Annotated in this window: 19 protein-coding genes; 7 read left to right on the forward strand and 12 right to left on the reverse strand. The window is 64.6% G+C overall.

Features of this window, described 5'->3' with window-relative positions; all coding sequences use genetic code 11:
• Positions 1-23 precede the first annotated feature (23 nt).
• The 5 genes from AYB31_RS01770 to dadA form a co-directional block, all read right to left on the reverse strand.
• On the reverse strand, positions 24-446 hold the full coding sequence (locus AYB31_RS01770) for a c-type cytochrome (protein WP_068825178.1): 423 nt from the start codon (positions 444-446) through the stop codon (positions 24-26).
• Positions 447-585: 139 nt separating this feature from the next.
• Positions 586-1,134, reverse strand: a complete 549-nt coding sequence (locus tag AYB31_RS01775) for a cupin domain-containing protein (protein ID WP_068825180.1) — start codon at positions 1,132-1,134, stop codon at positions 586-588.
• Positions 1,135-1,238: 104 nt separating this feature from the next.
• The gene (alr, locus tag AYB31_RS01780) at positions 1,239-2,312 is read right to left on the reverse strand and encodes an alanine racemase (RefSeq protein ID WP_068825182.1); all 1,074 of its coding nucleotides are present in this window, start codon (positions 2,310-2,312) and stop codon (positions 1,239-1,241) included.
• Positions 2,313-2,371: 59 nt separating this feature from the next.
• Positions 2,372-2,725: a RidA family protein gene (locus tag AYB31_RS01785; protein WP_068825184.1), complete on the reverse strand. Its 354-nt coding sequence runs from the start codon at positions 2,723-2,725 to the stop codon at positions 2,372-2,374.
• Positions 2,700-3,998, reverse strand: a complete 1,299-nt coding sequence (gene dadA / locus AYB31_RS01790) for a D-amino acid dehydrogenase (protein ID WP_068825186.1) — start codon at positions 3,996-3,998, stop codon at positions 2,700-2,702. The genes AYB31_RS01785 and dadA overlap by 26 nt, the downstream gene beginning before the upstream one ends.
• 321 nt (positions 3,999-4,319) lie before the next feature.
• On the opposite strand from dadA, the gene dadR reads away from it, so the two are divergent.
• On the forward strand, positions 4,320-4,808 hold the full coding sequence (gene dadR / locus AYB31_RS01795) for a transcriptional regulator DadR (protein WP_068825188.1): 489 nt from the start codon (positions 4,320-4,322) through the stop codon (positions 4,806-4,808).
• 40 nt (positions 4,809-4,848) lie between these two features.
• Here the strand turns inward: dadR and AYB31_RS01800 are convergent, their stop codons facing one another.
• Positions 4,849-5,202, reverse strand: coding sequence for a YkgJ family cysteine cluster protein (locus tag AYB31_RS01800; protein WP_068825191.1), 354 nt, complete (start codon positions 5,200-5,202; stop codon positions 4,849-4,851).
• Between the two features lie 139 nt (positions 5,203-5,341).
• Between AYB31_RS01800 and AYB31_RS01805 the strand changes: the two genes are divergently transcribed.
• Positions 5,342-6,664, forward strand: a complete 1,323-nt coding sequence (locus AYB31_RS01805) for an NAD(P)/FAD-dependent oxidoreductase (protein WP_068825193.1) — start codon at positions 5,342-5,344, stop codon at positions 6,662-6,664.
• A 3-nt stretch (positions 6,665-6,667) separates the two neighbouring features.
• Here AYB31_RS01805 and AYB31_RS01810 read toward each other — a convergent pair whose 3' ends face one another.
• Positions 6,668-6,904: a DUF1127 domain-containing protein gene (locus AYB31_RS01810; RefSeq protein ID WP_068825195.1), complete on the reverse strand. Its 237-nt coding sequence runs from the start codon at positions 6,902-6,904 to the stop codon at positions 6,668-6,670.
• Positions 6,905-7,062: 158 nt separating this feature from the next.
• On the opposite strand from AYB31_RS01810, the gene AYB31_RS01815 reads away from it, so the two are divergent.
• Positions 7,063-8,481: an aminotransferase-like domain-containing protein gene (locus tag AYB31_RS01815; protein WP_068825197.1), complete on the forward strand. Its 1,419-nt coding sequence runs from the start codon at positions 7,063-7,065 to the stop codon at positions 8,479-8,481.
• Here AYB31_RS01815 and AYB31_RS01820 read toward each other — a convergent pair.
• Both AYB31_RS01820 and AYB31_RS01825 read right to left on the reverse strand, forming a co-directional pair.
• Positions 8,478-9,629 (reverse strand): MFS transporter, encoded by a 1,152-nt coding sequence (locus tag AYB31_RS01820; RefSeq protein ID WP_068825343.1) that lies wholly within the window; start codon positions 9,627-9,629, stop codon positions 8,478-8,480. The two genes, AYB31_RS01815 and AYB31_RS01820, sit on opposite strands and share 4 nt — an antisense overlap.
• A 294-nt stretch (positions 9,630-9,923) precedes the next feature.
• Positions 9,924-11,417 carry an aldehyde dehydrogenase gene (locus AYB31_RS01825; protein WP_068825199.1) on the reverse strand — a complete coding sequence of 498 codons (1,494 nt, stop codon included), beginning with the start codon at positions 11,415-11,417 and terminating at the stop codon, positions 9,924-9,926.
• A 215-nt stretch (positions 11,418-11,632) separates the two neighbouring features.
• Between AYB31_RS01825 and AYB31_RS01830 the strand changes: the two genes are divergently transcribed.
• The gene (locus tag AYB31_RS01830) at positions 11,633-11,998 is read left to right on the forward strand and encodes a cupin domain-containing protein (RefSeq protein WP_068825201.1); all 366 of its coding nucleotides are present in this window, start codon (positions 11,633-11,635) and stop codon (positions 11,996-11,998) included.
• Between the two features lie 129 nt (positions 11,999-12,127).
• Here AYB31_RS01830 and rpmG read toward each other — a convergent pair whose 3' ends face one another.
• Together rpmG and rpmB are read right to left on the reverse strand one after the other, a co-directional pair.
• Positions 12,128-12,283 carry a 50S ribosomal protein L33 gene (gene rpmG, locus AYB31_RS01835; RefSeq protein WP_003464575.1) on the reverse strand — a complete coding sequence of 52 codons (156 nt, stop codon included), beginning with the start codon at positions 12,281-12,283 and terminating at the stop codon, positions 12,128-12,130.
• A gap of 10 nt (positions 12,284-12,293) precedes the next feature.
• Entirely contained in the window at positions 12,294-12,530 is a 237-nt protein-coding gene (gene rpmB, locus AYB31_RS01840) for a 50S ribosomal protein L28 (protein ID WP_021702024.1), read from the reverse strand.
• Positions 12,531-12,852: 322 nt separating this feature from the next.
• On the opposite strand from rpmB, the gene AYB31_RS01845 reads away from it, so the two are divergent.
• The gene (locus tag AYB31_RS01845) at positions 12,853-14,430 is read left to right on the forward strand and encodes an ABC transporter substrate-binding protein (protein WP_068825203.1); all 1,578 of its coding nucleotides are present in this window, start codon (positions 12,853-12,855) and stop codon (positions 14,428-14,430) included.
• A gap of 9 nt (positions 14,431-14,439) precedes the next feature.
• Here the strand turns inward: AYB31_RS01845 and radC are convergent, their stop codons facing one another.
• Positions 14,440-15,114, reverse strand: a complete 675-nt coding sequence (gene radC, locus AYB31_RS01850) for a RadC family protein (RefSeq protein WP_068825204.1) — start codon at positions 15,112-15,114, stop codon at positions 14,440-14,442.
• A 137-nt stretch (positions 15,115-15,251) separates the two neighbouring features.
• Here radC and coaBC point away from each other — a divergent pair, with 137 nt between their 5' ends.
• Both coaBC and dut read left to right on the forward strand, forming a co-directional pair.
• Positions 15,252-16,460 carry a bifunctional phosphopantothenoylcysteine decarboxylase/phosphopantothenate--cysteine ligase CoaBC gene (gene coaBC / locus AYB31_RS01855; protein ID WP_068825205.1) on the forward strand — a complete coding sequence of 403 codons (1,209 nt, stop codon included), beginning with the start codon at positions 15,252-15,254 and terminating at the stop codon, positions 16,458-16,460.
• Positions 16,461-16,485: 25 nt separating this feature from the next.
• Positions 16,486-16,941, forward strand: a complete 456-nt coding sequence (gene dut / locus AYB31_RS01860; protein ID WP_068825207.1) for a dUTP diphosphatase — start codon at positions 16,486-16,488, stop codon at positions 16,939-16,941.
• Positions 16,942-17,597: the final 656 nt, after the last annotated feature.

Genomic DNA, 17,597 nt, shown 5'->3' on the forward strand with positions numbered 1-17,597 from the left:
CAATCAATCCAGGTCGGCGTCTATCAGAGGCCGGACATCTTCTGGATAGCGGACTTCAGCTCGTCATCCGAGCAGTCGGCGCAGGTGCCTTTCGGCGGCATGGCGTTGATACCGGAGATAGCCTTGGCCAGCAGACCATCGAGGCCACCCTGCTCGTCGGCGCGCTTCTTCCACTCGGCACTGTCACCGATCTTCGGCGCACCCAGCACACCGGCGCTATGGCAGGCACCACAGTGGCCGGCAATGATGTCGTCAGCCGACTTCGCGCCACCACCAGCAGCTACGGCAACGGCACCGACGCCTTTGCATTCCTCACCCTGGATGCAGACCTCACCCACCGGCTTGATGCGCTCGGCGATTTCTTCGTTGGTCGCAGCCTGAGCGCTCACAGCCCACAGGGCCAATACGGCAGCTTGAGCCGCCAGGATCTTTTTGATCAGATTCACGGTACACCCTCATTGGCTAGACACGCCCGCGGCCACGGTTTCGCAGGCGGGCGCCAGTATAACGGTTAGACCCGCCGGCCGGAACAACCCAACTTGTCGCAGGGGCATTGACCATGCAGGCATGGCCAATGCCCGCGCCTTAGAAGTTGGCCGGCGTGGTGGCGCTGATAAGGCGCGCCGGACGGTCGAACGGATTGCGGAAGCGATGCGGCTTGGTACTGTCGAAGTAGTAGCTGTCGCCCGGTTCGAGCACGAACACCTCGGTGCCCACGGTCAGCTCGAGGCGACCATCGACCAGCATGCCGGCCTCTTCGCCATCGTGATTGAGCATCTCGTCACCAGTATCGGTGCCAGGCGGATAGGTTTCGTCGAGGAAGGTGATGGCCCGGCTTGGGTGCGCCTTGCCAATCAGCTTCATGGTCACGGCACCGCTGGAAAGGTCGGTCAGTTCGTTGGCCCGATACACCACCTGGGTCTGGCTATCCTGCTCCATATCGAGGGAGAAGAATTCCACCAGCGACATGGGAATGCCGCCGAGCACCTTTTTCAACGAACTGATCGAGGGGCTTACGCTGTTCTTCTCGATCATCGAAATGGTGCTGTTGGTGACGCCCGCCCGCTTGGCGAGTTCACGCTGGGAAAGGCCTTTGAGTTTGCGTATAGATTGCAGTCGAACACCGACGTCCAATGCGGGGATCCTCCTTGGGAACGGGCACGGTTGGATCGCCGTATCATGGCAACAGTGTTCAGTATTTACAACACAACGTCCGCAAATCCCTTGCAGACGCACTGTCAGCCCCCGGAATAGAGCCTCGGCACCCGCTTCAGATTGCAGAACAGCTGGTACGGAATACTGCCGCAACCATAGGCCACCTCACTGGCCAGCACATCGCGCCCCCACAATTCGACCCGGCTGCCGAGGCCGGCGCGGGGCAGATCGGTGAGGTCGACGGTCAGCATATCCATGGATACCCGGCCGATCAGGCGGGTCGGTTGGCCATCGACCAGCACCGGCGTACCGGTAGCCGCATGCCGTGGGTAGCCGTCGGCATAGCCCATGGCGACCACGCCGACGCGGGTCGGCCGCTCGGCCACGAAACGCGCGCCATACCCCACCGGCTCACCGGCCGGCAGCTCGCGCACGCTGATGATCTTCGACTCCAGGGTCATCACCGGCTTGAGCCGCGCGGCCTGCTCCTGCGTCTGCTCGAACGGCGTGGCGCCGTACAGCATGATCCCCGGGCGCACCCAGTCGCTCGGTATCTCGGGCCAACCGAGAATGGCCGGCGAGTTACGCAGGCTGATCTCCGTCTGCAGGTCGCCACGCGCCTGCTGGAACAGCGCCAGCTGCTCGGCGCTGCGCGGGCAATCCAGCTCGTCGGCGCGGGCGAAATGGCTCATCAGCACCAGTTTGTCGACCTTGCCGCTGGCCAGCAGGCGCTGCTGGGCGTCACGGTACTCGGCCGGATGCAGGCCAACCCGGTGCATGCCCGAGTCCAGTTTCAGCCAGACCCTGAGCGGCCGGGCAATCCGAGCCTGCTCGATGGCCTCGACCTGCCAGGCCGAATGCACCACGCACCACAGCTGGTGCTGGTCGATCAGGCTCAGCTCGGCCGCCTCGAAGAAACCTTCGAGCAGCAGGATCGGCTGGCGGATGCCGGCATAGCGCAGCTCCAGCGCCTCTTCGATGCAGGCCACGGCGAAGCCGTCGGCTTCTGCCTCCAGCGCCTGGGCACAGCGCACGGCGCCGTGACCATAGGCATCGGCCTTGACCACCGCCAGAGCCTTGGCTCCGCTGAGTTCGCGGGCCAGCCGGTAGTTGTGGCGCAGGGCATTGAGGTCGATCAGGGCACGAGCAGGACGCATAGCGAGAGCTTCTTTCAAGGCAAAAAAAGCCCGGCGGGGTGGCCGGGCAAACGGGATGTTCAGTGTTGCGCGGCGACGACCATCATCTCGACCAGCACGCGCGGGTCGTACAGCTTGGCCTCGACGCAAGCGCGCACCGGCGCAGCGCCTTCGCTGACCCAGGCGTCATACACCTCGTTGAGGCCGGCGTAATCGGCGGCCATGTCCTTGAGGTAGATGGTCACCGAGAGAATCTTCGACTTGTCGCTGCCGGCCTCGGCCAGGAAGCGGTCGATATTGGCCAGGGTCTGCCGGGTCTGCTCACGGATGTCGCCGTCGTAATCGTCAGCCAGCTGACCGGCCAGGTGGATGGTGCCGTTGTGGATGACGATTTCGCTGAAGCGCTTCTCAGTGCGCAGGCGCTGGATGGACATGCTTGTGGGTCTCCTTGGTCTTGCCGTAACGGGAAATATCCAGGCCTTCGGCGCTGATCTGCGGGCGCTTCTTGGCCATCAGATCGGCGAGCAGGCGGCCGGAGCCGCAGGCCATGGTCCAGCCAAGGGTACCGTGCCCGGTGTTGAGGAACAGGTTGCGGTAGCTGGTGCCACCGACGATCGGCGTACCATCCGGGGTGGCCGGACGCAGACCGGTCCAGAACTCGGCCTGCTGCAGATCGCCACCCTCGGGGTAGAGATCTGCGGTGATCATTTCCAGGGTGGCACGCCGGGCCGGGTTGAGGCTCAGGTCGAAACCGGCGATCTCGGCCATGCCGCCGACGCGGATGCGATTGTCGAAGCGGGTGATGGCGACCTTGTAGGTCTCGTCGAGAATGGTCGAGCTCGGCGCCATCGCCGCGTTGCGGATCGGTACGGTCAGCGAATAGCCCTTGAGCGGGTAGACGGGAGCCTTGATACCCAGCGGCTTAAGCAGTTGCGGGCTGTAGCTGCCGAGGGCCAGCACGTAGCGATCGGCACTTTCAAGCTTGCCGTCGATCCACACGCCGTTGATGCGATCACCGGCAGCATCCAGACGCTGGATGTTCTGCCCGAAGCGGAACTCGACGCCGAGCGCCTTGGCCATCTCGGCCAGCTTGGTGGTGAACATCTGGCAGTCGCCGGTCTGATCGTTGGGCAGGCGCAGGGCACCGGCCAGCTTGTGCTTGACGCCAGCCAGGGCCGGCTCGACGCGGGCGATGGCGTCGCGATCGAGCAGTTCGAAGGGCACACCGGAGGCCTCCAGCACGGCGATGTCCTTGGCGGCGGCATCGACCTGGGCCTGGGTGCGGAACAACTGGGTAGTGCCGAGCTGGCGGCCTTCATAGGCGATGCCTGTCTCGGCACGCAGCTCGTCGAGGCAGTCGCGGCTGTACTCGGACAGACGCACCATGCGCTCCTTGTTCACCGCGTAGCGGGCGGCGGTGCAGTTGCGCAGCATCTGCGCCATCCACAGGTACTGATCGACATCGGCGGTGGCCTTGATCGCCAGCGGCGCGTGCTTCTGCAGCAGCCACTTGATGGCTTTCAGCGGCACGCCCGGGGCAGCCCAGGGCGAGGCATAGCCGGGGGAGACCTGGCCGGCATTGGCGAAACTGGTTTCCAGGGCCGGGCCGTTCTGGCGGTCGACCACGACCACTTCGAAGCCGGCGCGAGCCAGATAGTAGGCGCTGGCGGTGCCGATCACGCCGCTGCCGAGAACCAGAACACGCATCTTTGCCTCCCCGCTGCGGGCGAGCCCACGAGCGTTTGTTATTTTGACCAGAGATGGGTGAAGTATAGGAATTCGTCAGCAGAGATATTCACTATATAAATGTCGAGTTTCGGCGTTTGCTCTTGATATAGGGCCATTTAACAGGAGCCATGCAGACGATATGGCTGCATTATTGCTAATTAGCCAGTGGATTATCCCGCCAATGATAGACCAAGGCACACTGACGGACGGCGCCAAACCGTCACAGTGATTTACGCTGGTCAGCTCGCTATATTTGCCGACGAATCAGGGCGTTTAGCCCGTCGAACCGAGAGATTTCCCATGCGCACCCAACATCAGAGCCGCCGCGAGCTGGACAAGATCGACCGCAATATCCTGCGCATCCTGCAGGAAGACGGGCGCATCAGCTTCACCGAGCTGGGCGAGCGAGTCGGTCTGTCGACCACCCCTTGCACCGAGCGCGTGCGCCGGCTGGAGCGCGAAGGGATCATCATGGGCTACCACGCCCGCCTCAATCCTCAGCAGCTCAAGGCCAGCCTGCTGGTATTCGTCGAGATCAGCCTGGACTACAAATCCGGCGATACCTTCGAGGAGTTCCGCCGCGCCGTGCTCAAGCTGCCCCATGTACTCGAATGCCACCTAGTCAGCGGCGACTTCGACTATCTGGTGAAAGCGCGCATCAACGAGATGGCCAGCTACCGCAAGCTGCTCGGCGACATCCTGCTCAAGCTGCCGCATGTGCGCGAGTCGAAGTCCTACATCGTCATGGAAGAGGTCAAGGAGTCGCTGACCCTACCGATCCCCGAGTGAGCCGGCGACACCACCGCTTGCGTGGGAGTTGCTGCGCCGCCTACACCAGGCGCTGGCGAGTGCTGGCGATCAGTTGATGGATCTGCCGCTCGACCTGCGGTTCGATCGGCGTCTCCGGTGCTTGCCCGCGCGGGCACGGCAGGCTGGGGGTAGTACCGAACAGGCGGCAGATCAGCGGGCGCTGGTCATACACCGTGCAGCCCTGCGGGCCGAGGTGTACGCAATTGAACTCGGCCAGCGCCGCATCGTGCTCGGCATCACTCCTGTGCGGCAGGCGTGCCAGCTCCTCGGAGGAAGCCGTGACCGGACCGCAACAATCATGGCAACCCGGCACACAGGCGAAGCCGGGGATCTGCCGGCGCAGCTGGTCGATCTTGCGATTGGTACAGTCCATCGATGGCCCCGAGAGTGAATCCGCGCAGTGTAGCCGGCGAGCGGTGAAAACAGTTTTTCCCGCCCCCCCCTTGGCGAGGCGAGCGACACACGCTTATCCTGCGTCAAATTTTAACAACACTTAAATCAGGATTTCGCACATGAACGCCCGGCTCAACCAGCCCGTCCACAGTGACCAACACGCCGCCTCCTATTACGCGGCCTCGGTCAACCGTCAGCTGGCGCAGCCGCCCCTGAGTGGCGAGCAGGTTGCCGACGTGTGCATTGTCGGCGGCGGCTTCTCCGGGCTCAACACGGCCATCGAGCTGGCCAAGAAAGGCCTTTCGGTAGTGCTGCTGGAAGCCCACCTGATCGGCTGGGGCGCCAGCGGTCGCAACGGTGGCCAGCTGATCCGCGGCGTCGGCCATGGCGTCGAACAGTTCGAGAATGTGATCGGCAGCGAAGGCGTGCGCCAGCTCAAGTTGATGGGCCTGGAAGCGGTGGAGCTGGTGCGCCAGCGCGTCGAGGAGTTCCAGATCGACTGCGACCTGACCTGGGGCTATTGCGACCTGGCCAACAAGCCCGCGCACCTGGAGGGCTTCGCCGAAGACAAGGCCGAACTGGAAAGCCTGGGCTACCGCCATGAGCTGCGCCTGCTGCAGCCGGGACAGATGCGCGAAGTGGTCGGTTCGGACCAATACTGCGGCGGCATGATCGACATGGGCTCCGGCCACCTGCACCCGCTCAATCTGGCACTGGGTGAAGCCGCTGCCGCGATCGGCCTGGGCGTCAAGCTGTTCGAGAAGTCACCGGTCACCCGCATCGAGCACGGCGCCGAGATCAAGGTCCACACGGCCCAGGGCCTGGTGCGGGCAAAAAACCTGGTGCTGGCCTGCAACGCCTACCTCAACGGCCTCGACCCGAACCTCGGCGGCAAGGTGCTGCCGGCCGGCAGCTACGTGATCGCCACCGAGCCGCTGGGTGCGGAGCGCGCACGGAAGCTTATTCCGCAGAACATGGCGTTGTGCGACCAGCGCGTGGCCCTCGACTACTACCGCCTGTCGGCCGACAACCGCCTGCTGTTCGGCGGCGCCTGCCACTACTCCGGACGCGATCCTGCGGACATCGCCGCCTATATGCGCCCGAAAATGCTGAAAGTCTTCCCGGAACTGGCCGATGTGCGCATCGACTTCCAGTGGGGCGGCATGATCGGCATCGGTGCCAACCGCCTGCCGCAGATCGGCCGCCTCAAGGACAAGCCCAACGTATTCCACGCCCAGGCCTACGCCGGCCACGGCGTCAATGCCACCCACCTGGCCGGCAAGCTGCTGGCCGAGGCCATCGCCGGACAGGCAGGCGGGCACTTCGATCTGTTCGACAAGGTGCCGCACATGACCTTCCCCGGCGGCCGTTACTTCCGCTCGCCACTGCTGGCTCTGGGCATGGGCTGGTATCGCCTCAAGGAAGCCGTCGGCCTGGTCTGACGCTCAATCGCGCCACAGGGTCCAGAACGGGCGCTCGGCCTCGCCGAGCGCCTGCGCCCGAGTCAGGCCGATATCGCGCAGCTGTTCGTCGTTCAGGCGTAACAGCTCCCGGCGCGAATGCAGCCGCCGCGAGAAGGCGTTCCAGCGCCCCAGCAGCAGCAAAAATCCACCAAGCAAACCCTGCCGGCCCGCTGCCTTGCCCGGGGCCAACTCCACATCACGTTCGAACGAGCGCTCCATGACGATCTCCTTGCAGCCATCTGTATGGAGAGCCATGATGCAGAACAGCGAAGAAAGGATACAGATTCAAGAGCCCGCCTTTTGAGTCATACAGATTCCCTGAATGGCCATCTGAATCCTGGTTTTCTGCAACATCTGTATGGCAAGCGGAGTTCGACATGCTCTATCGCAATCTCGCCGATATCCTGGGTGACCGCATCGAACAGGGCCTGTACCGGCCGGGCGACCGCCTGCCGTCGGTGCGCGCGCTCAGCCAGGAACACGGTGTCAGCCTGAGCACCGTGCAGCAGGCCTACCGCCAGCTGGAAGACCTCGGCCTGGCCACGCCAAGGCCGAAGTCCGGCTACTTCGTACCCGCCAGCCGCCACGCGCCCGCCCTGCCCGAAGTCAATCGTACCGTGCAACGCCCGGTGGAAATCTCCCAGTGGGACCAGGTATTGGAGCAGATCGGCAGCGCCCCGGACGAGCGCATGATCCAGCTCGGCCGCGGCCGCCCGGACATCAGCAGCCCGACCCTGAAACCGCTGCTGCGCTCGTTGTCGCGCCTCAGTCGACGCCAGGACCTGCGGGGCCTGACCTACGGCAGCATCTATGGCGACCGCGGCCTGCGCGAACAGATCTCGCGCCTGCTACTGGATTCCGGTTGCCATATCGGCGCCGATGAAATCGTCATCACCACCGGCTGCCACGAGGCGCTGTCGGCGGCGATTCGCGCCATCTGCGAGCCGGGCGACATAGTCGCGGTGGACTCGCCCAGCTTTCACGGCGTGATGCAGGCACTCAAGGGGTTCGGCATGAAGGCGCTGGAGCTGCCCAGCGACCCGCTGACCGGGATCAACCTGCAGGCCCTGCAGCTGGCGCTTGAGCAATGGCCGATCAAGGCCATCCAACTGACCCCGACCTGCAACAACCCGCTCGGCTACATCATGCCCGAAGCCAACAAGCGCGCCCTGCTGACCCTGGCCCAGCGCTACGACGTGGCGATCATCGAAGACGATGTGTATGGCGAACTGGCCTACCGCTACCCGCGCCCACGCACCATCAAGTCGTTCGACGAAGATGGTCGCGTGCTGCTGTGCAGCTCCTTTTCCAAGACCCTGGCGCCGGGCCTGCGCATCGGCTGGATCGCTCCAGGGCGCTATCGCGAACGGGTGCTGCACATGAAGTACATGGGCACCGGCTCCACCGCTCAGCTGCCGCAGCTGGCGCTGGCCGAATTCATCGCCGGCGGCCACTACGAGCCGCACCTGCGGCGCATGCGCGCCCAGTACCAGCGTGGCCGCGACCTGATGATCGACTGGGTGACCCGCTACTTCCCGGCCTCGGTGAAGATCAGCCAGCCACAGGGCAGCTTCATGCTCTGGCTGGAGTTACCCGAGCACTTCGACAGCCACCGCCTCAATCGCGAGCTGCAGCCGCACGGCGTACAGATCGCCACCGGCAGCATCTTTTCCGCCTCCGGCAAGTTCCGCAACTGCCTGCGCATGAACTACGCCGCGCCGCCCGACGCCGGCATCGAGCAGGCCGTGCGCCTGGTCGGCGAAACCGCGCAACGCCTGCTGAACGAGCCGGCTTAGCTGCCTTGCGCCTGGGGCGCGGGGGCGATGTCCGGGTGCCGATAGGTGAGCCAGACAAAGCCAGCGGCGCCGACAGCCATCAGCAGCGGCAAGGCATGCCCGGTCAGCCACTGGCTCAACGCGCCGGTCGCCAGCGGCCCGATCAGGCAGCCGAGCCCCCAGAGCTGCGAGATATGCGCGTTGGCCCGCACCAGCTCATCGTCGCGATACAGCTCGCCAATCAGAATCAGCGCCAGGGTGAACAGGCCGCCGGCGCTGGCGCCGAACAACACCCATAGCGGCCAGATCAGCGATGTGTGCAACAGCAGTGGCACCGCCAGGCTAGAGAGCAGCAACACCATGCCGCAGCCACGGAACAGAGTACGCCGCGACATATGGTCAGCCAGCCAGCCAATCGGCAGCTGCAGCGCAGCGTCACCCACCACCACCACGCTGGCCATCAGCAGCGCCACTTCCTGGGTGAAGCCCTCGCGCAAGCCGTAGATCGGCAGCAACGTCAGCATCATCGCCTCGAAGGCAGCGAACAGCACGACAGCCCAGGCGATGGTCGGCAAACGCACGCAAAAAGCCCATAGCCCTCGCCCGGAAGCGCTGTGCGCATCGACCTGGGGCGCGCCCGTACGGCCCAGCAGCACCAGCGAGCCGAAGACCAGCAGGCCGGTGCCGGTCCAGAAGCCCAGATCGTTGCCGGTGCCCAGCACACTGAGCAGCAGCGGCCCGGAAAGCTGGCTCAGCGCGTAACCGGTGCCGTAAAGCGCCACCAGACGGCCGCGCCACTGCTCGACCGCCAACTGGTTGATCCAGCTTTCGCCAAGGATAAACACCACGGTCAGCGCCACACCAATGAACAGGCGCAAGCCCAGCCACACCACGTACTCCTGCACCAGGGCCAGCGCAGCGACGGACAGCGCACCGATCAGCAGACACAACTGCATCAGCATGGTGGTACCAAAGCGCCCAGCCAGACGCCCGGCCAGCGAGGCGCCGAGCAATACACCGATAGCCGGCGTGGCGGCCATCACGCCAATGGCGAAGGAGCCATAGCCCCAGCTTTCCAGGCGTAACGACACCAGCGGCATGGTCACGCCCAGCGCCAGGCCGATACTGATGACCGCCGCGCACACGGCGAAATAGGTACCCCAACGCATAGCCATGATTGCTCCCTGTGCTGGCCTGCCGAGTTACAGAATGCAAAACGGCCGGGCTTCCTAGGAAACCCGGCCGCAGGTGTGGCTCGCTAGAGCCGGCCCCGAAGGGCGGACCTTCATTACAACGCTATCCAGTCTTACCTCGACCGAACTCACCACCCATCCAGAGCTTCGGGACTAAAGCCAGGCCAGGCCAGGCCAGGCCAGGCGCCCCTCAGCGTACTGCAGTACGTGAGCATTAAAAGCGAGGACGCAACGCCCTATGGCCGAAGACCGGGAGATCCCCCTGCGTACTTACAGCTTGATCCAGGTGGATTTGAGCTCGGTGTACTTGTCGAAGGCATGCAGCGACTTGTCACGACCGTTGCCGGACTGCTTGAAGCCACCGAACGGCGCGGTCATGTCACCCATGTCGTACTGGTTGATCCACACGCTGCCGGCGCGCAGCGCCTTGCCGACCAGATGAGCCTTGGACAGGTTGCTGGTCCAGACACCAGCGGCCAGGCCGTAGATGGTGTCGTTGGCAATGGCCACGGCTTCCTCGGTGCTGTCGAAGCCGATCACCGACAGGACCGGGCCGAAGATTTCCTCGCTGGCGATACGCATGGCATTGGTCACGCCGTCGAAGATGGTCGGCTCGACGTAGGTGCCGCCGGTTTCTTCCAGCACGCGCTTGCCACCAGCCACCAACTTGGCGCCGTCGTCATGGCCGGCCTGGATGTAGGCCAGCACGTTGTTCATCTGGGTGGTATCGACCAGGGCACCGACATTGGTGGCCGGATCCAGCGGGTTGCCCGGCTTCCAGGCCTTGATTGCCTCGACCACCATGGGCACGAACTTGTCCTTGATCGAGTTCTCTACCAGCAGGCGCGAGCCGGCGGTGCAGACCTCACCCTGGTTAAAGGCGATGGCGCTGGCGGCACCCTCGGCGGCGGCCTGCAGGTCCGGGGCATCGGCGAACACGATGTTCGGGCTCTTGCCGCCAGCCTCCAACCAGACACGCTTCATGTTGGACTCGCCGGCGTAGACCATCAGCTGCTTGGCGATCTTGGTCGAACCGGTGAACACCAGGGTGTCGACGTCCATATGCAGAGCCAGGGCCTTGCCCACGGTGTGACCGAAGCCCGGCAGCACGTTGAACACACCCGCCGGAATACCGGCCTCGATGGCCAGCTGGGCGATGCGAATACCGGTCAGCGGCGACTTCTCGGAGGGCTTGAGCACCACCGAGTTACCGGTGGACAGCGCCGGACCGAGCTTCCAGCAGGTCATCAGCAGCGGGAAGTTCCACGGCACGATGGCGGCGACCACGCCGACCGGCTCGCGCGTCACCAGACCCAGCTCGTCATGGGCGGTGGCTGCCACTTCGTCGTAGATCTTGTCGATCGCCTCGCCGCTCCAACGGATCGCACGCGAGGCGGCCGGCACGTCTACGCTCAGCGAGTCGCCGATCGGCTTGCCCATGTCCAGGGTTTCCAGCAGGGCCAGCTCCTCGGCATGAGCGTCGATCAGGTCGGCGAAGCGGATCATGATCTCCTTGCGCTTGACCGGCGCCAGGCGCGACCACACGCCGGACTCGAAGGTAGCGCGGGCATCCTTGACCGCCCGATCGGCGTCGGCGCTGTCGCAGCTGGCCACCAGGCCGAGCAGGCGGCCATCGACCGGGCTGATGCATTCGAAGGTGTCAGCGGCGACCGCCTCGGTGTATTCGCCATGGATGAAGGCGCGGCCTTCGATCTGCAGGCTCTTGGCGCGCTGTTCCCAGTCGGCACGGGTCAGGGTGGTCATGCGGGAGATCCTCGGTGAAAGCGTGTGGCAAATAGACAACACGCACTGTCAATTATTCTGCCAGGCCGATTGCCGGCCTTCGTGCAGGCAACACTAAACCAGAGCGGACCGTATTTTCAATATTTTTGACACGAGCGCCTCGAGGCGCCTTGAATGTTCGTTTTATCAAACATAGACTTCGACGCACTCGCGCCTAACGACAACAGGAAACCGCCATGCACATCGACCAGATCGTCGACTTCGCCACCGCCGGCAGCGCGCCGGAGCACTATCGCCCCGCCGCCGAGAAGATTCTCAAGGGCGATCCCGAGCAAAGCGTACGCAACCACTATGGCAGCCCCTGCGGACAGTTCAACGTCGGCATCTGGGAAGGCGCCGCGGGCCAGTGGACCATCAACTACACCGAGCATGAGTACTGCGAGATTCTCCAGGGCGTATCGGTGATTCGCGACGCCGAAGGCAACGCCAAGACCGTGCGCGCTGGCGACCGCTTCGTCATCCCCGCCGGCCTGAGCGGTACCTGGGAAGTCCTGGAGCCATGCCGCAAGGTCTATGTGATCTTCGAGGCCAAGGCCGACTGATCCATAACCCCGCCTTGATCCTGCGTCACCCTGTTGGCCCGCCTCTGGCGGGCCTTTTTTTGCCAGATGTTTTCTGCAGGCAAGAAAAAACCCGCCGAGGCGGGTTTCTTCGAGCAAGGGCCGGATCAATTACTTGATCTTGGCTTCCTTGTACATCACGTGCTTGCGAACAACCGGATCAAATTTCTTGATCTCGATCTTGTCCGGGGTGGTGCGCTTGTTCTTGTCGGTGGTGTAGAAGTGGCCGGTACCGGCGCTGGACACCAAACGGATCAGTTCACGCATGATTGACTCCTTAAACCTTTTCGCCGCGGGCACGCAGTTCGGACAGAACTACGTCGATGCCGCGCTTGTCGATGATACGCATGCCCTTGGCGGAAACGCGCAGACGCACGAAGCGCTTCTCGGACTCGACCCAGAAGCGATGGTGCTGCAGGTTCGGCAGGAAACGACGACGGGTTTTGTTGTTTGCGTGGGAAACGTTGTTCCCGGTTACCGGACCCTTACCGGTAACTTGACAGACTCTCGACATGCCTCAGCCCTCTAAACCACATGCCCAACCCGGCATGGGTTGGCCGCTTGAACTCAATAGTCATTTGGCGCTCAGCGCCGCGTTTCTTGGAGGTCTTACCGGCGTTTTGCGTTACCGCATGACCGGGCCCCTAGAAAAGAGCGCTGCTTTATACCAGAACACCCACCCCCTAGCAAGGATCGATGCACGATAAGAAATGCCGCGCGCACCAGGAACAGCGCCACTCCGGCGCATCAGCCGGACAACCGCTCGTCGCCGGGTTTGATTGTTCGCGCCGCCACCTTGGTCTAGGGTAGGCCTCTTGATTATCGGAGGATCTGCGATGCGCCTAGCCACCCTGCCCCTGCTGCTCGCTCCGCTACTGAGCCAGGCCGCCACCCTCAGCGTGTGTACCGAAGCCAGCCCGGATGGCTTCGATGTGGTGCAGTACAACTCGCTGACCACCACCAATGCCTCAGCCGATGTTCTGATGAACCGCCTGGTGGAATACGACGCGGCCAGCGGCCAGTTGACGCCCAGCCTGGCCGAACGCTGGGAGGCCTCCGCGGACGGCCGCAGCTGGACCTTTCAGCTGCGGCCCGGAGTGAAGTTCCAGCACACTCAGTGGTTCACCCCGAGCCGCGAACTGAACGCCGACGACGTGCTGTTCAGCTTCCAGCGCATGCTCGACCCCGCCCACCCCTGGTACAAGGTGGCCGCCAATGGCTACCCGCACGCGCAGTCGATGCAGTGGCCGGCACTGATCGAACGTGTCGAGGCGCCAACACCGATGAGCGTGCGCTTCGTCCTGCGCCAGCCCGACGCCACCTTTCTGGCCACCCTGAGCATGGGCTTCGCCTCCATCTACTCGGCCGAATACGCGGACAAGCTGCTGGCCGCCGGTACACCGGAAATGCTCAACAGCCAGCCAGTGGGCACCGGCCCCTTCGCCCTCAAGCGCTTCCAGAAGGACGCGGTGATCCGCTACGTCGCCAATCCCGATTACTTCGCCGGCAAGCCCGCCGTCGACGATCTGGTCTTCGCCATTACCCCGGACGCCAACGTGCGCCTGCAGAAGATCAGGCGCGGCGAGTGCCAGATCGCCCTGTCGCCCAAACCGCTGGATGTACAGGCGGCGCGCAAAGACTCGGCTCTGCAGGTCAGCGAGACGCCCGCCTTCATGACCGCCTTTGTCGCCCTCAACAGCCAACACCCACCGCTGGACAAGCCCCAGGTGCGCCAGGCGATCAACCTCGCCTTCGACAAGACCAGTTATCTGCAGGCAGTGTTCGAGGGCAGCGCAACCGCGGCCAGCGGACCCTATCCACCCACCACCTGGGGCTATGCCAAAGACCTGCCCGGCTACGCTCATGATCTGGCCAAGGCCAAGGCGCTGCTGGCCGAAGCAGGCCTGGCGGACGGTTTCAAGACCACCATCTGGACGCGGCCCTCGGGCAGCCTGCTCAACCCCAACCCGACCCTTGGCGCCCAGCTGCTGCAGGCCGACCTCGCCAATATCGGCATCCAGGCGCAGATCAGGGTGATCGAGTGGGGCGAATTGATCCGCCGCGCCAAGGCTGGCGAACACGATCTGCTGTTCATGGGCTGGGCCGGCGATAACGGCGACCCGGACAACTTTCTCACCCCGCAATTCGCCTGTGCCTCGGTGCAGTCCGGGCTGAACTTCGCCCGCTACTGCGACGAGAAACTGGACCAGTTGATCGCCAAGGGCAAAGCAGCCAGTGATCAGGCCGAACGCAGCGCCCTCTATCTGCAGGCACAGACCATCATCCAGCAACAGGCGCTGTGGTTGCCGCTGGCCCATCCCACGGCGTTTGCCCTGCTGCGCAAAGGCGTCACGGGTTATCAGGTCAATCCTTTCGGCCGCCAGGACTTCGCCAAGGTCGCTGTCCAGCCTTGAACAGAGCGCCTACATCCAGCCGAACTCGGCCATCGACAGCGGCTCGCCATCGCCGACGATGAAGTGATCGAGCACGCGCACCTCGATCAGCCCGAGCGCCTCCTTGATCCGCTCGGTGAGCAGGCGATCCGCCTGGCTTGGCTCGGCCACCCCGGACGGATGGTTATGCACCAGAATCGCCGCCGCGGCGTTGTGGAAAAGCGCGCGCTTGACCACCTGCCGCGGGTAGACGCTGGCACCGTCGATGGAGCCGAAGAACAGCGCCTCGAAGCAGATCACCCGGTGCTTGGCATCGAGGAACAGGCAGCCGAACACTTCGTGCGGCTCGTGGCGCAGGCGAGCCTTGAGATAGTCGCGTACCGCCTGCGGGCTTTCTAGGGCGGAATCGCGGCGCAGTCGCTCGGCCAGATGACGGCGCGCCATCTCCAGCACCGCCTGCAACTGAGCGAACTTGGCCGGCCCCAGCCCCAGGCGCTGACTAAAGGACTCCAGATCGGCCTCCAACAGCGCGCGCAGGCTGCCAAAATCACCGAGCAGGTGGCGGGCCAGATCCACTGCGCTCTGCCCGGCGACGCCGGTGCGCAGGAAAATCGCCAGCAGTTCGGCGTCGCTCAGTGCCGCGGCGCCCTGTTCCAACAGCTTCTCCCGCGGGCGTTCCGCCGCAGGCCAGTCGCGTATGCTCATGACACCTCCCTGTCCGTCGGCCCGCTGTTCCAGTGCAGGCCCTGTGCTATCTTAGCCCGGCTTTTTTGGCGCGGTGGCTGGCCTGGGGAGGTGCCGCATCGCGTTGCAATCCACACCACATTATTAAAGGCAGGCCTATGCAGCGGCTGTATCGGAAACGCATCGTCCTGGGCGTAGGCGGCGGCATCGCCGCTTACAAGAGCGCCGAGCTGGTTCGCCGCTTGCGCGACCAGGGTGCCGAGGTGCGCGTGGTCATGACCCGCGGCGGTCGTGAATTCATCACCCCGCTGACCCTGCAGGCACTGTCCGGCCATCCGGTACATCTGGACCTGCTCGACCCGGCCGCCGAGGCCGCCATGGGCCATATCGAGCTGGCCAAGTGGGCCGACCTGGTCCTGGTCGCCCCTGCCACCGCCGACATCATGGCGCGCCTGGCCCAGGGCATCGCCGACGATCTGCTGAGCACCCTGGTGCTGGCCACCGACGCCCAGGTCGCCCTCGCCCCGGCGATGAACCAGGCCATGTGGCGCGACCCTGCCACCCAAACCAACGCCGAAATCCTCGCCAAGCGCGGCCTGCACCTGTTCGGCCCGGCGGCCGGCAGCCAGGCCTGCGGCGATGTCGGCCCCGGCCGCATGCTGGAAGCCGAAGAGCTGGCCCAGCGCGCCGCCGACTGCTTCCAGCGGCAGGCCCTGACCGGCAAGCACGTGCTGATCACCGCCGGCCCGACCCAGGAGAACATCGATCCGGTGCGCTACATCACCAACCACAGCTCCGGCAAGATGGGCTTCGCCCTGGCCGAGGCGGCCGTGGAGGCCGGCGCCCGGGTGACCCTGGTCACCGGCCCGGTGCACCTGCCGACCCCGGATCGGGTCCAGCGTATTGACGTGGTCAGCGCCCGCGACATGCTCGCCGCCTGCGAGGCAGCCATGCCCTGCGATCTGCTGATCGCCTCGGCCGCCGTGGCCGACTACCGTCCAGAAGTGGTGGCACCGCAGAAGATGAAGAAAGACCCCACCACGGGTGACGGCCTGCTGCTGCAGCTGGTACGCAACCCGGACATCCTCGCCACCATTGCCGGGCGCGAAGATCGTCCGTTCAGCGTGGGCTTTGCCGCAGAAACGGAACACCTGCTCGACTATGCTGCGCGCAAGCTGAAGGACAAGAACCTCGACCTGATCGTCGCCAACGACGTGGCCAACCCGACCATCGGCTTCAACAGCGAAGAGAACGCCATCACCGTGATCGACCGCGAGCTGCAGGCGAGCGCCTTCGCCCAGACCAGCAAGAGCAAGATCGCCCGCCAATTGGTGGCCTTCATCGCCGAGCGCCTGAACCGCGCCTGACTCAATCCGCTTCACGGGACACCCTATGCACGCTCTGCAAGCCAAGATTCTCGATCCACGCCTGGGCAGTGACTTTCCCCTGCCGCAGTACGCCACGCCTGGCTCCGCCGGCCTCGATCTGCGCGCCATGCTGCAACAGGACAGCGTACTGGAGCCCGGGCAGACACTGCTGATTCCCACCGGCCTGTCCATCTACATCGGCGACCCCGGCCTGGCGGCACTGATCCTGCCCCGCTCGGGCCTCGGCCATAAGCACGGTATCGTGCTGGGGAACCTGGTCGGCCTGATCGACTCGGACTACCAGGGCGAACTGATGGTGTCCTGCTGGAACCGCGGCCAGACGCCCTTCACCATCGCCGTCGGCGAGCGCATCGCCCAACTGGTGCTGGTGCCGGTGGTGCAGGCGCACTTCGAGCTGGTCGAACAGTTCGACGAAAGCCAGCGCGGCGCTGGTGGCTTCGGCCACTCCGGCAGCCACTGAATCACGGAACCTATCGCCCAGGGAGACACGTGTGAAACTGTTGAAGCGCAGCACCAAGGATAACCAGCAGCCGATATCCGCCCCCTCGACGCCCTCCGCGAGCAAGGCCGGCAACGACCAGCAGGCACTGCTGCCAGGCGCCCTGGCCGCTCTCGGCGGGATACTGCTGGCCGGTGCGCTCCTGGCCGTTACGCTGCGTGGCAATGACCAGCAGCAACAGCAAGCATTGATCCAGGCCTGGGGCGGCAGCCAGGCCAGCGCCCTGCAACAGGCACAACTGCAGCTGCAAGCCGATACCCAGGCCGCCGCAAGCGACCCCGCATTGCTCGCCGCGCTACAAACCGGCGATCGCGAACAGATCGCCGCCGCCGAGCGCAGCCTGCAACACTGGCAGGGCGTGGTGGATGCGCATATCAATGCCCCGGGTCGAGCAGTGCTGGACGTCGGCCGCAGCGGGCCGATGAACTTCGCCGCCCTGGACATACTGCGGCGCCTGGAAAACGGCCAGAACCCGGCAGTGGAGGCCTACAAGATCGGCGAGCGCTGGCTGGCCTATAGCGCCGCACCACTGCGCAGCCCCGGCAGCGACCGCTCCCAGGGCACCTTGCTGCTGGTGGTCGACCTGCAGCGCCTGCTCGACGCCCTCCCAGCACTCC

The sequence above is a fragment of the Pseudomonas sp. BMS12 genome (assembly GCF_001592875.1).
Lineage (GTDB): Bacteria > Pseudomonadota > Gammaproteobacteria > Pseudomonadales > Pseudomonadaceae > Aquipseudomonas.

Excerpts from the sequence above, each read along its gene's own strand:
- AYB31_RS01820 (WP_068825343.1), bottom strand. The coding sequence starts at position 9,629 with ATGCGTTGGGGTACCTATTTCGCCGTGTGCGCGGCGGTCATCAGTATC.
- rpmG (WP_003464575.1), bottom strand. The coding sequence starts at position 12,283 with ATGCGTGAACTGATCCGTTTGGTGTCCAGCGCCGGTACCGGCCACTTC.
- radC (WP_068825204.1), bottom strand. The coding sequence starts at position 15,114 with ATGAGCATACGCGACTGGCCTGCGGCGGAACGCCCGCGGGAGAAGCTG.
- alr (WP_068825182.1), bottom strand. The coding sequence starts at position 2,312 with ATGCGTCCTGCTCGTGCCCTGATCGACCTCAATGCCCTGCGCCACAAC.
- dadA (WP_068825186.1), bottom strand. The coding sequence starts at position 3,998 with ATGCGTGTTCTGGTTCTCGGCAGCGGCGTGATCGGCACCGCCAGCGCC.
- dadR (WP_068825188.1), top strand. The coding sequence starts at position 4,320 with ATGCGCACCCAACATCAGAGCCGCCGCGAGCTGGACAAGATCGACCGC.
- AYB31_RS01810 (WP_068825195.1), bottom strand. The coding sequence starts at position 6,904 with ATGGAGCGCTCGTTCGAACGTGATGTGGAGTTGGCCCCGGGCAAGGCA.
- coaBC (WP_068825205.1), top strand. The coding sequence starts at position 15,252 with ATGCAGCGGCTGTATCGGAAACGCATCGTCCTGGGCGTAGGCGGCGGC.
- AYB31_RS01845 (WP_068825203.1), top strand. The coding sequence starts at position 12,853 with ATGCGCCTAGCCACCCTGCCCCTGCTGCTCGCTCCGCTACTGAGCCAG.
- AYB31_RS01800 (WP_068825191.1), bottom strand. The coding sequence starts at position 5,202 with ATGGACTGTACCAATCGCAAGATCGACCAGCTGCGCCGGCAGATCCCC.
- AYB31_RS01805 (WP_068825193.1), top strand. The coding sequence starts at position 5,342 with ATGAACGCCCGGCTCAACCAGCCCGTCCACAGTGACCAACACGCCGCC.
- AYB31_RS01830 (WP_068825201.1), top strand. The coding sequence starts at position 11,633 with ATGCACATCGACCAGATCGTCGACTTCGCCACCGCCGGCAGCGCGCCG.
- AYB31_RS01825 (WP_068825199.1), bottom strand. The coding sequence starts at position 11,417 with ATGACCACCCTGACCCGTGCCGACTGGGAACAGCGCGCCAAGAGCCTG.
- AYB31_RS01785 (WP_068825184.1), bottom strand. The coding sequence starts at position 2,725 with ATGTCCATCCAGCGCCTGCGCACTGAGAAGCGCTTCAGCGAAATCGTC.
- AYB31_RS01815 (WP_068825197.1), top strand. The coding sequence starts at position 7,063 with ATGCTCTATCGCAATCTCGCCGATATCCTGGGTGACCGCATCGAACAG.
- dut (WP_068825207.1), top strand. The coding sequence starts at position 16,486 with ATGCACGCTCTGCAAGCCAAGATTCTCGATCCACGCCTGGGCAGTGAC.
- rpmB (WP_021702024.1), bottom strand. The coding sequence starts at position 12,530 with ATGTCGAGAGTCTGTCAAGTTACCGGTAAGGGTCCGGTAACCGGGAAC.